The 11,228-nt window shown below is 74.9% G+C and carries 8 protein-coding genes; 3 read left to right on the top strand and 5 right to left on the bottom strand.

Annotation, left to right across the window (positions count from 1 at the left end):
- Positions 1 to 13: 13 nt before the first annotated feature.
- Both pxpA and Ae331Ps2_RS24025 read right to left on the bottom strand, forming a co-directional pair.
- Positions 14 to 739 (bottom strand): 5-oxoprolinase subunit PxpA, encoded by a 726-nt coding sequence (pxpA, locus tag Ae331Ps2_RS24030; protein ID WP_075306375.1) that lies wholly within the window; start codon positions 737 to 739, stop codon positions 14 to 16.
- Positions 740 to 762: 23 nt separating this feature from the next.
- Positions 763 to 3,150, bottom strand: coding sequence for a xanthine dehydrogenase family protein molybdopterin-binding subunit (locus Ae331Ps2_RS24025; protein WP_075306377.1), 2,388 nt, complete (start codon positions 3,148 to 3,150; stop codon positions 763 to 765).
- A 122-nt stretch (positions 3,151 to 3,272) separates the two neighbouring features.
- Here Ae331Ps2_RS24025 and Ae331Ps2_RS24020 point away from each other — a divergent pair, with 122 nt between their 5' ends.
- Positions 3,273 to 4,775, top strand: a complete 1,503-nt coding sequence (locus Ae331Ps2_RS24020; RefSeq protein ID WP_075306379.1) for a PucR family transcriptional regulator — start codon at positions 3,273 to 3,275, stop codon at positions 4,773 to 4,775.
- Positions 4,776 to 4,833: 58 nt separating this feature from the next.
- On the opposite strand, the gene Ae331Ps2_RS24015 is transcribed toward Ae331Ps2_RS24020, so the two are convergent.
- On the bottom strand, positions 4,834 to 5,442 hold the full coding sequence (locus Ae331Ps2_RS24015) for a DUF4232 domain-containing protein (protein WP_175581800.1): 609 nt from the start codon (positions 5,440 to 5,442) through the stop codon (positions 4,834 to 4,836).
- A 124-nt stretch (positions 5,443 to 5,566) separates the two neighbouring features.
- Here Ae331Ps2_RS24015 and Ae331Ps2_RS24010 point away from each other — a divergent pair, with 124 nt between their 5' ends.
- Positions 5,567 to 6,304, top strand: a complete 738-nt coding sequence (locus Ae331Ps2_RS24010; RefSeq protein WP_075306381.1) for a sulfite exporter TauE/SafE family protein — start codon at positions 5,567 to 5,569, stop codon at positions 6,302 to 6,304.
- Positions 6,305 to 6,334: 30 nt separating this feature from the next.
- On the opposite strand, the gene Ae331Ps2_RS24005 is transcribed toward Ae331Ps2_RS24010, so the two are convergent.
- Both Ae331Ps2_RS24005 and Ae331Ps2_RS24000 read right to left on the bottom strand, forming a co-directional pair.
- Positions 6,335 to 8,398 (bottom strand): serine/threonine-protein kinase, encoded by a 2,064-nt coding sequence (locus Ae331Ps2_RS24005; RefSeq protein WP_075306383.1) that lies wholly within the window; start codon positions 8,396 to 8,398, stop codon positions 6,335 to 6,337.
- A 122-nt stretch (positions 8,399 to 8,520) separates the two neighbouring features.
- Positions 8,521 to 9,030, bottom strand: coding sequence for a MarR family winged helix-turn-helix transcriptional regulator (locus Ae331Ps2_RS24000; protein WP_075333431.1), 510 nt, complete (start codon positions 9,028 to 9,030; stop codon positions 8,521 to 8,523).
- A 269-nt stretch (positions 9,031 to 9,299) separates the two neighbouring features.
- Here Ae331Ps2_RS24000 and asnB point away from each other — a divergent pair, with 269 nt between their 5' ends.
- Positions 9,300 to 11,174, top strand: a complete 1,875-nt coding sequence (gene asnB, locus Ae331Ps2_RS23995) for an asparagine synthase (glutamine-hydrolyzing) (protein ID WP_075306385.1) — start codon at positions 9,300 to 9,302, stop codon at positions 11,172 to 11,174.
- Positions 11,175 to 11,228 lie beyond the last annotated feature (54 nt).

Raw genomic sequence — 11,228 nt, 5'->3', positions numbered from 1 at the left:
CGGGTACTCCTTCTCAGCTGCTCAGGTGGGGTTTCAACGCGTCGTGCACGGCACGGGCGAGCTCGACGGCGTTCGGGGTGTCGGAGTGCACGCAGACCGAGTCCGCGCGCACGGTGAGCTCCTTGCCGTTCTCCGAGGTCGCCTTCCCCTCGGTGACCGCGCGCAGGGCGCGTTCCGCGGAACGCACCGGGTCGAACGCCTCGTGCTCCCGGGTGATGATCAGCGAGCCGTCGTCGCGGTAGTCGAGGTCGGCGTAGTACTCGGCGACGAAGCCGGCCGGCCGGTCGCCCCACACCTGCTCGTGCGCGGTGCCGACCATGCCGACGAGCGGGGCGCCGAAGACGTCGGCGGCGTCGGCGATCGCGGCGGCCACCTCCGGGTCGCGGGCCGACATGCCGTAGAGCGAGCCGTGCACCTTGACGTGGTTGAGCTCCATGTCGTGGGCACGCAGGAAACCCGCCAGCGCACCGATCTGGTACACGACGCCCGCGGTCAGCTCCTCGCGGTCGAGCCTCATCTCACGGCGGCCGAAGCCCTCCCGGTCGGGCAGCGACGGGTGCGCCCCGACCTTCACCCCGTGCCGCTTGGCCAGCGCGACGGTGCGGGTCATGACCCGCGGGTCGGAGGCGTGGAAGCCGCAGGCCACGTTGGCGACGGTCACCCAGGGCATCAGGCCCTCGTCGTCGCCGCAGTGGTAGATCGAGTACGACTCGCCCATGTCGCAGTTGATGTCCACCATGTGCCGGTCTCCCTCCCCTGGTCTCAGGCAGTGTGACCGGAGGCCTGCGTGATCGCCCGCCAGACGGCCTGCGGTGTCGCGGGCATGTCCACGTGGGTCACCCCGAGGTGGGCGACGGCGTCGATCACCGCGTTCACCACGGCGGGCGAGGACCCGATCGCGCCGGACTCGCCGATCCCCTTGACCCCCATCGGGTTCGTCGGCGACGGGGTGACCAGCTGCTCCAGCTCCACGTGCGGCAGGTCGGTCGCGGCGGGCACGGCGTAGGACGCCAGGTTGGCCGCCGTCGGGTTGCCGGCGTCGTCGAAGGTGGCGTGCTCGTAGAGGGCCTGCCCGATGCCCTGGGCGATGCCGCCGTGCAGCTGACCCTCGACGATCGTGGGGTTCACCACGACCCCGCAGTCGTCGACGGCGACGTAGCGGCGGATCCGGGTGAACCCGGTCTCGGTGTCGACCTCGGTGACGCAGACGTGGGTCCCGAACGGCCAGGTGAAGTTCGGCGGGTCGAAGGCCGAGTCCGCGGTCAGGTTCGGCTCCATGCCCTCGGGCAGGTCGTTGGCCAGCGACGCGGCGCCCGCGACCTCCTGGATGGTCACCGACGGCCCGGCCGTGCCCGCGACCGAGAACCGGCCCCCGGTGAACTCGAGGTCGGCCTCGTCGGCCTCCAGCAGGTGCGCGGCGATCTGCATCGCCTTGTCCAGGACCTTGCCGGCGGCCAGGTGCACCGCGGTGCCGCCGACGGCGAGGCTGCGCGAGCCGTAGGTGTCGCGGCCGAACGGGGCGACGAGGGTGTCGCCGTGCAGGACCTCGACGTCGTCGGGGTGCACGCCGAGGCGGTCGGCGACGATCTGGGACCAGGCCGTCTCGTGGCCCTGGCCGTGCGGGGAGGTGCCGGTGACGACCTCGACCTTGCCGCTGGTCGTCATGCGGACCGTCGCCTGCTCCCAGCCGCCGGACTGCAGCCGGACCCCGGCCGCGACCTTCGACGGCGACAGCCCGCCGGACTCGGTGAAGTTGCCGAAGCCGATCCCGATCTGCACCGGGTCGCCGGACTCGCGGCGGCGGGCCTGCTCGGCGCGCAGGGCGTCGTAGCCGACCAGCTCCATCGCCCGGCGCATGCAGGTCTCGTAGTCCCCGGAGTCGTACTGCACGCCGGAGGGGACGGTGCGCGGCTCGAGGAACTTCGGGTGCAGGTTGCGCAGCCGCACCTCGGCGGCGTCCATGCCGAGCTCGCGGGCGAGGTCGTCCATGATCCGCTCGTGGCCGTAGGCGGCCTCGGAGCGGCCGGCACCGCGGTAGGCGTCGGTCGGGGTGAGGTTGGTGAACACGCCCTTCGCGGTGAAGGAGTAGTGCCCGAAGTCGTAGAGGCCGCAGAAGGTGAACGCGCCGAACACGGCGATGCCCGGGGTGAGCAGCTGCAGGTAGGCGCCCATGTCGGCGAGCAGCTCGACCTTCATCCCGAGGATCTTGCCGTCGCGGGTGGCGGCGACCGAGACGTCCTGGATCTGGCCGCGGCCGTGCGTGGTGGCCTGGTGGTGCTCCGAGCGGGTCTCGGTCCACTTCACCGGGGCGCGCAGCCGGCGGGCGAGCACGAGGGCGAGGAACTCCTCGGCGTAGACGTTGAGCTTGGCGCCGAAGCCGCCGCCGACGTCCGGGGCGACGACCCGGATGCGGGTGTCGGGGATGCCGGTGACCGCGGCGAGGATGTCGCGGACGAAGTGCGGTACCTGGGTGGCGGTGTAGACGGTGAACCCGGCGCCGACCTGGTCCGGCACGCAGACCACCGCGCGCGGCTCCATCGGCGAGGGGATCACGCGCTGCTGCAGGTAGCGGCCGGACACGACGACCTCGGCGTCGGCGAACGCGGCGTCGACGTCGCCGGTGGCCAGCGGCCAGGTGTAGCAGTGGTTGGTGCCCATCTCCTCGTGGACGACGGGGGCGCCGGCGGCGAGGGCCTCGGCCATGTCGACCACGGCGGGCAGCTCGGCGTACTCGACGTCGACGAGGTCCGCTCCGTCGCGGGCGGCCGCGGCGCTGGTGGCGAGCACGACCGCGACGCCGTCGCCGACGTGGTTGACCTCGTCGCGGGCGAGCGGGCGGTGGTCCGGGATACGGATGTCCTCGGTGACCGGCCAGCCGCACGGGATGCCGGCGAGGAACTCGTCGTCGACGTCGGCGGCGGTGAGCACCGCGCGGACCCCGGGGACGGCGGCCGCGGCGGCGGTGTCGATCGCGACGATCCGGGCGTGCGGCAGCGGGCTGCGCACGACGACCATGTGCAGGGTCCCGGGTGGCGCGATGTCGTCGGTCCAGGTGGCCCGGCCGGTGAGCAGCGCCTGGTCCTCCTTGCGCTGCATGCGGGCCCCCACCCACGGTGCCGCAGCGGTACCCGTCTCCTGCGTGGCGGTCACAGCGCTCCTTCCGACGACGACTGCGGTCCGTGCGGGACATCGTGATCGGGAACACCCGCACGCGGTAGTGTCCGAACCGTCCAGTTCCAGGTCCGCGACACACCGTTCCGGCAGGGGTTTCGATGGCGCTGACGCTGCGCACGCTGTGCGCGAGCCGCACTCTCGGACTGCGTCTCGTGTGTCCGTCCGCGGATCAGGATCGGGCGCTCACATGGGTGCATTCGAGCGAACTGTCCGATCCGACGCCCTACCTCGACGGCGACGAGCTGCTGCTGACCACCGGCCTCGGACCCGCCCCCGACCCGGCCGGCTACGTGGCACGGCTCGTCGCGCACGGGCTCGCCGGGCTCGGGTTCGGCTGCGGGCTGGGGCACGACGACCTGCTCCCCGCGCTGCGCGAGGCGTGCGAGCGGGCCGGGCTGGCGCTGCTGGAGGTCCCCGAGCGCACCCCGTTCCTGGCGCTGACCAAGGCCGTCGCCGAGGCGCGCGCCGCCGACCGCTACGCCGAGGTGGTCCGCACCGACGAGGCGCAGCGGGCGCTCACCTCGGCCGCCCTGGGCGAGGACGACCCGGACACCGGCACCGCCCGGGTGCTGGACCGGCTCACCGAACGCCTCGACGCCTGGGCGCTGATCTCCGAGGCCGACGGCCGGGTCCGCCGGTCCGCGCCCGCCGGTGCGGCCGGGCGGGCGGTGCTGCTGCGGTCGGAGATCGACCGGGTGCGCGAGCACCCCGGGCCGTCCAGCGTGACCGTCGCCGCCGGGGACGGGCAGGTCGTGCTCCAGCCGGTACGGCTGATCGGGCCCGCGGTGCTCGTCGTCGGGCGGGACCGGCGTTTCACCCCGGTCGACCGGCAGCTCATCGGGTCGGCGGTGTCGGTGCTGACCCTGGCCCACGCCCGGAGCGCCGCGGCGGGGCGGGCCGAGCGCCGGGTGCGGACCGCGGTGCTCCGCGCGCTGGCCACGCTGCCCGGCCGCGGGGCCGAGGACGTGCTCGCCGAGACCTGGGGTCCGCTGCCCGCGGGGGACCTGGTCGCCGTCGCGCTGGGCGGGCGGGCCACCGGTGCGCCGCCGGACGTGCTGCTCGACGCCCTGGAACGCGATCCCGGGGTCGCCTTCCACGCCGAGCTCGACGGACAGGTGGCGGCGGTCGTCGGCGCGGGGTCGGTGCCCGCGGTGCTCGACGTCGCCGGGCGGGTGCGCGGGGTCCGGGCCGGGGTGTCCACCCCGGCACCGGTCGGTGACCTGGGCCGGGCGCTGCGCGAGGCGGGTCGGGCGCTCGACGCCGCCGAACGCCGCGACCGGACGGTGCTGCGCTTCGCCGACCTCGCCGGCAGCGGGCTCGCCGCGCTGGTGCGCCCCGAGGACGCGGGCGCCTTCGCGGACGCGGTGCTGGCCCCGCTGGTCCGGCACGACGCCGAGCGGCGCGGCGACCTGGTCGCGTCACTGCGGGAGTGGCTGGCCCAGCACGGGCAGTGGGACCCGGCCGCGTCCCGGCTCGGGGTGCACCGCCACACCCTGCGGGCCCGCATCACCCGGGCCGCGGCACTGCTGGGGCGCGATCTCGACTCCCCCGGCGTCCGGGCCGAGCTGTGGTTCGCCCTGCACGTCGCCGACACCGCCTGAGTCGCCGAGCTGCCGGGGCACGCCCCGGGGACAGCGCTCCCACCGACCGGGCCGCGGCCTACCGGGCCTCGACCGACCCCACCGTGGCCTGCGGCGGCGCCGGGTCGGCGGAGCACACCGGGCCGGGGCGCGGCACGAACCTCCCACCACTGCCGCCGGGCGGGGTGACCCGCAGCCCGCGCGCCTGCTCCGGGACGCAGTCGGCCTCCGGGTACGAGGCGGTCGCCCGCACCCGCAGCGCCGCCGTCGCGGCGGCGCCCGGAGCCAGCCGTACCCGCGCCCGGGGCCCGTCGATCGCGGCCCGTGGTCCGACCCGGGTCCCTTCGTTGCCCGCCACGAACGCCACCCCCGGGTAGCCGTCGAGCACGCACGCGCCGTCGCCGGTGTTGCGGAACACCAGGTAGGAGACCTCGGCCGGGCCGTCGGTGCGGGGCGCGGTGGCGGACACGTCGAGGGTGTCACCGGTGCACGGCCCGGCCGGGCCGTCGTCGGCCGGGTCGGCCACGGTGCTCGCCGGGACCGGGGTGGCCGGGGCGGGAGTTGCGGGGGCCGGGATGGCCGGGGCGGCGGGTGACGAGGTGGCCGGGTCGAGGACGGGCCCGGCGGCGCCGCAGCCCGCGAGCAGGAGCAGCAGGGCGACACCCACCCCGGCCTCGCGCGGGCCCACGTCCATCCTCCGTTCCGACGCAGGTCGCTGCGCCGATCGGCGCCATTGTGGCGTGATCGTGCCCCTCACGGGGCGGCGGGTAGGGTCCTGTGCATCCACAACGAGATGCTCCGCCGGTGACCCCATGACCCCGTGGCAGCTGGTCACACTCCTCGGTGCCGGCGTCGCGGCCGGCCTCATCGGCTCGGTCGCCGGGCTCGCCTCGCTGTTCTCCTACCCCGCGCTGCTCGCCGTCGGGCTGCCGCCGACGACGGCGAACGTCACCAACACCGTCTGCATGCTGTTCCAGGGGGCCGGAGCGGTCGCCGGGTCCCGCCCGGAGCTGCGGGGCGCCGGGCCGCAGCTGCGGCGCTGGCTCGGCCCGGCGGTGCTCGGCGGCGCGGCCGGGGCCGGGCTGCTGCTGCTCACCCCCGCCGGCGGCTTCGAGCGGATCGTGCCGTTCCTCGTCGCGGCCGCGGCCCTGCTCCTCCTGCGCCCGCCCGCGGCCGGCGAGCCCCGTCCGCCCGGGCCGGGCGTCGCGCTGGCGGTCTTCGGGGTCGCCGTCTACGCCGGGTACTTCGGCGCCGCGGCCGGGGTGATGATGCTGGCGCTCACGCTCTCGCTGCCGGGCGCGACCCTGCTGCGGGCCAACGCGCTGAAGAACGTGCTGACCTGGGCCGCGAATACGGTCGCCGCGGTCGGTTTCGCGGTGTTCGGCGACGTCGCGTGGGCGGCGGTGCCCCCGCTGGCGCTGGGCCTGCTCGTCGGCGGGCGGCTCGGCCCGGTCGTCGCCCGCAGGCTGCCCGCCCGGTTCGTGCGGATCGCGATCGCGGTCGCCGGACTCGGCCTGGCGGTGCGGCTGTTCGTCCAGGCCTGGCTCTGAGCGGCCCGGCGCGGCCCGAGCGGACGGCGGTCAGCCGCGGCGGTACTCCAGCATCGCGGTGACCGGGCCGTCGGTGCGGTGCCCGTGGCGACGCAGCCAGCCGTCGAGCTTGGCCTGCACCGTGGGCAGGTCCGGGCGCCGGTGCGGCTCGGTGCGCATCGCCTGCTTGAGCAGCGTCAGGTGCGCCGTGCGGGTCGGCAGGTGGGTGAGCTTGGCCCCGGCGGCGGCCGCCCGCAGCCCGGCGACGGCGTCGGCGGACTCCCCGCGCGGCGGGTGCCCGCTCAGCGCGAACGACACCGCCGCGGCGAGCTGCCAGGCGTCGGAGGCGGGCGAGGCGGGCTTGCCGGCCGCGGCCTCCGGCGCCAGGTAGTCCGGGGTGCCCAGGACGTAGCCGGTCTGGGTCAGCGTGGAGTCACCCTGCTTGCGCGCGATCCCGAAGTCGATCAGGTGCGGGTGCCCCTGCGGGTCGACGACGATGTTGCCCGGCTTGATGTCGCGGTGCAGCACCCCGGCGCGGTGCGCGGTGTGCAGCGCCCCGGCGATGCCGGTCCAGATGCGGGCTGCGGAGATGTCGTCGACCGGGCCCTGCTCGCCGACGAGCTGGCCCAGGGACATCCCGTCGACGTACTGCATGACGATGACCAGGCCGTCCATGCCCTGCAGGCCCGGGTCGGAGGAGGCGTGCAGCAGGTCGTGGATCTGCACGCAGCAGGGGTGGCGCAGCGCCCCGAGCGCGGCGGCCTCGCGGCGGATGCGCTCCTCGGTCTCGGGGTCAGCGGCATGCGCGGACTTGACCGCGACGGTGTGGCCGAGCTTCGCGTCGTGGGCCAGCCAGACCCCGCCGAAGCCACCGGCACCGAGGCGGCGCAGCAGCCGGAACCGGGGCGCACGGGGCGGCCCGCCCGGCACCGGCGCGACGAGCGTGGGCCGGCGCGGCGGACCCGCCGGGGGCCGTCCCGCGCCGGAGACGGGGCCACGGGCCGCTCCCGACACCGGGCCGCGCAGCGGTCCCGCCGCCGGGTGGGCGGCCGGTCCGGTGAACGGCGGCGGTCCGGCGGGCGGGCGTCCGGCCGGGCCGGGCGCGTAGGCCACGGGGGGCGGTGCGCCGTAGCCGGCCGGCGGACGGGGGGCGGCGGCGAACCCGACGTAGGGGGCGGACTGCTCGACCGACGACGGCACGCGGGCGCCGCCGGTCCCGGGGCTGCCCGGGTTCTCGCGGGCGGAGAAGCGCTGGGCGAGGCGCTCGGCGACGCTGGGCGTCGCGGCGGCGCCGGACTGCGCGGCGAGCCCGTCGCCCCCGGCACGGCCGGCCCGGGACGACCCGGTTCCGATGCCGCCCGCCGCGGACGGCTCGGCACGTCGGGCCGGCACGTCGCGCCCGGCGCGGATCCGCTCGATCCTCGCCCGCGACGGCACCGGGAACAGCGGGACGACCAGCACCCCGACCAGGCTGGCGGCGAGGACGCCGACCCACAGGTGCTCGGCGGTGCCCGCCGGGACCCCGCCGGTCAGCACGATCAGCGAGAACAGCGGGAGCCAGAAGAACTTGGCGGGCCAGCGCGGCCCGCGACGCAGTGCGGTGCGTGCCTGGACCGCGACCAGGACCGTCGCGAGCAGCGGCACGACACCGAGCAGGGCGACGGAGGTGACCGAGGTGACGACGTCACCGCCGATGGACCCGGCCACGGTGCCCCGGCCCAGGTAGCTGCTCTGCGTCCCGACGACACTGCAGGTCTCGACCCGGATCGACGACGTCGCCGACTGGCTCAGGCCGGGCACGGCCGGCACGCCCGCGGTCGCGCGGCTGAACACCCCGCCCGCTCCGACGAACACGGCCAGCGGGAGCAGACCCGCCGCCAGCACCCCGATCCCGGCCAGCAGCACGGACTCGGCCGAGCCGTAGCCCGAGGAGGAGCCGGAGCCGATCCCGCGACGCAGCAGCGCGACCAGCGCCGCGCCCGCGGTGGGCAGCAGCCCGGTGAGCACGCCGAGCGCGGTGACCGACCAGGCCCAGTCCCCCGGGCACACGTCCGGCACGCCGAGCCCGCGGATGCCGTCCAGCACTCCGGCGACGAGCGCCACCAGCGCGTCCACGCCCGTCCTCACCCCCGAAGTCGCTCCGGGTGCGGCCACCCGGACTGCCCACTATCGCATCACCCGGGCGGGGCCCGGCGGAGCAGCGGGTGCCCGGGTGCGTCCGGGGCGGGTGGAGCGGGTCAGCGCACGAAGAGGTCCAGGTCGGTGTTGAACCGGTCGAGCAGCTCGGCGAGGGAGTCGCGGTCGTGGGTCGGCCAGTGCGCGATGACCTCGCGCAGCGGGGCCAGGCGGGCCTCGCGGACCTGCTCGCGGGCCGCAAGTCCGGCCGGGGTGAGGGTGACGCTGACCGAGCGGGGGTCGCGCTCGTGCGGGGAGACGTCGACCAGGCCGGCCCGCGACAGCCGGGACACCTGACGGCTGGCGGTGGGCTTGGAGACCCCCAGCTTGCCGGTGAGCGCGGTCAGCGAGAGGGGGCCCTCATCGTCGAGGAGCATGAGCACCGGGTAGGTGTAGCGGTCCACGGCGTCGTTCGTGCCGTACCCGTGGGACCACACCGACTCCATGGTGCGGCGGACCAGCAGCGTGATCTGCTTCTCCAGCGAGTGCAGCGGGTCCTGCGTCGCCGTGGCGACGCCGCCGGTCGCCACGGTGGCGTCGTCGTCAATCGGGCCAATCGGACGTTCGGTCATGTTTCGCATGCTACACACGTTGCGGGCCGCAACATTGACGATCGCAATCACGTAAGCGGATCGAAAGGTTCGTGCGCCTTCACGCAACGGTGCTGCTCCGAACGGGTGTGATCGGCGACGCGCGTCGCCGAAACCGTGGGACGAACCACCCAGCACCGGACAGAGCCCGCACCGTGTGTTTCCTCCGTGTTGCGTTCCGCAATCATTAGCGTTGCAATCGATCCACCGGACGACGTGGTCCGGGCACGAGATCGAGGAGGCGCTCAACCGTGTGCGGAATCTGCGGCTGGATCGACTACCGACACGACCTGGGGGCGGACGAGCACGCCCGCACCCTCGCGGCGATGAACGACACGATGTCCTGCCGCGGACCGGACCAGCAGGGGGTGTGGGCCCAGGGCCCCGCGGCGCTGTGCCACCGCAGGCTCGCGGTCATCGACATCGAGGGCGGCCGCCAGCCGATGACCCTCGACGAGGGCGGGGCACCCGCCCTGCACATGGTCTACTCCGGGGAGACCTACAACTTCCGTGAGCTGCGCGAGCAGCTCGCCGCGGCGGGGCACCGGTTCCGTACCTCCAGCGACACCGAGGTCGTGCTGCGGGCGCACCGCGAGTGGGGCGCGAAGGACCCGCGTGAGGTCGCCCGGCGGCTCAACGGCATGTTCGCCTACGCCCTGTGGGACTCCGGCACGAGCGAGCTGGTGCTGGTGCGCGACCGGCTGGGCATCAAGCCGCTCTACTACTACCCCACCCCGCACGGGGTGCTGTTCGGCTCCGAGCCCAAGGCGATCCTGGCCAACCCCGAGGCCGAGCGGGTGGTCGACGCCGAGGGGCTGCGCCGAGCGCTGGCGTTCGTCTCCGACATGTCCAACGCGGTGTTCCGCGGCATGCGCGAGGTCCCGCCCGGCTGCGTCGTCCGGGTCTCCCGCGACGGCGGGATCCGCGAGGAGCGCTACTGGCAGCTCACCGACACCGGGCACACCGACGACGTCGACACCACCGTGCACCACGTCCGCGAGCTGCTGGAGGACACCGCGCAGCGCCAGCTCTACGCCGACGTGCCGCTCTGCACCCTGCTGTCGGGCGGTCTGGACTCCTCGGCGCTCACCGCGCTGGCCGCGAAGCACGTCGAGGGCACCGTCCGGTCGTTCGCGGTGGACTTCGTGGGCTACGCCGACAACTTCGTCGCCGACGACGCCCGCAGTACCCCGGACACCCCCTACGTGCACGAGGTCGCCGAGTACGTCGGCACATCCCACCGCGACATCGTGCTGCGCACCGAGGACATGATGGACCCCGCCGTGCGCCGGGCCACGGTGCACGCCCGCGACCTGCCGGCCGGCATCGGCGACATGGACTCCTCGCTCTACCTGCTCTTCTCCGCGATCCGCAAGGAGTCGACGGTCGCGCTGTCCGGGGAGTCCGCCGACGAGGTCTTCGGCGGGTACCGCGACTTCCACGACCCGGAGACCGTCGCCGCGGACACCTTCCCGTGGCTCGCCGGGCGGATGATGAACCACGACCCCGCCGACCCCGGTCTGTTCGACGGCGCGCTGTGGGCCAAGCTCGACGTGCCCGGCTACGTCGAGGAGCAGTACCGGACGGCACTGTCCGAGGTGCCCGAGCTGACCGGCCCGGCCGCCGACGACCCGCACGAGCGGCGGATGCGCGAGATCTGCTACCTGTACCTGACCCGCTGGCTGCCGGTGCTGCTCGACCGCAAGGACCGGATGAGCATGGCGGTCGGGCTCGAGGTGCGGGTGCCGTTCTGCGACCACCGCCTCGTCGAGTACGTCTTCGGCACCCCGTGGGCACACAAGACCTTCGACGGCCGCGAGAAGTCGCTGCTGCGGCACGCCACCTCCGACCTGCTGCCGGAGTCTGTGGTGCAGCGGGTCAAGAGCCCGTACCCCTCCACCCAGGACGACGGCTACGAGAAGTCGCTGCGCGAGCAGGTCGCCGAGATCCTCTCCCGCGGCGACGACGCCCCCGTCGCGCCGCTGGTGGACCGCGCGGCCGTCCGGCGACGGCTCGACGCCGGCGGCGGGCACGAGGCCAACTCGATGGGCCGCCGGATGCAGCTGGAGCGGATCATCGACCTCAACACCTGGATCGGCGACTACGACGTGCAGCTCTCGCTGTAGCCCCGTGGCGGGTTCGCCCCGTGGGTGGTTGTGTGGGTACCGACCCGCACGACC

This window comes from Pseudonocardia sp. Ae331_Ps2, from assembly GCF_001932405.1.
GTDB lineage: Bacteria > Actinomycetota > Actinomycetes > Mycobacteriales > Pseudonocardiaceae > Pseudonocardia.
The sequence above is the reverse complement of the archived record's forward strand: the minus strand, read 5'-3'. Positions and strand labels throughout refer to the sequence as shown.

Excerpts from the sequence above, each read along its gene's own strand:
- pxpA (WP_075306375.1), bottom strand. The coding sequence starts at position 739 with ATGGTGGACATCAACTGCGACATGGGCGAGTCGTACTCGATCTACCAC.
- Ae331Ps2_RS24020 (WP_075306379.1), top strand. The coding sequence starts at position 3,273 with ATGGCGCTGACGCTGCGCACGCTGTGCGCGAGCCGCACTCTCGGACTG.
- Ae331Ps2_RS24010 (WP_075306381.1), top strand. The coding sequence starts at position 5,567 with ATGACCCCGTGGCAGCTGGTCACACTCCTCGGTGCCGGCGTCGCGGCC.
- Ae331Ps2_RS24000 (WP_075333431.1), bottom strand. The coding sequence starts at position 9,030 with ATGACCGAACGTCCGATTGGCCCGATTGACGACGACGCCACCGTGGCG.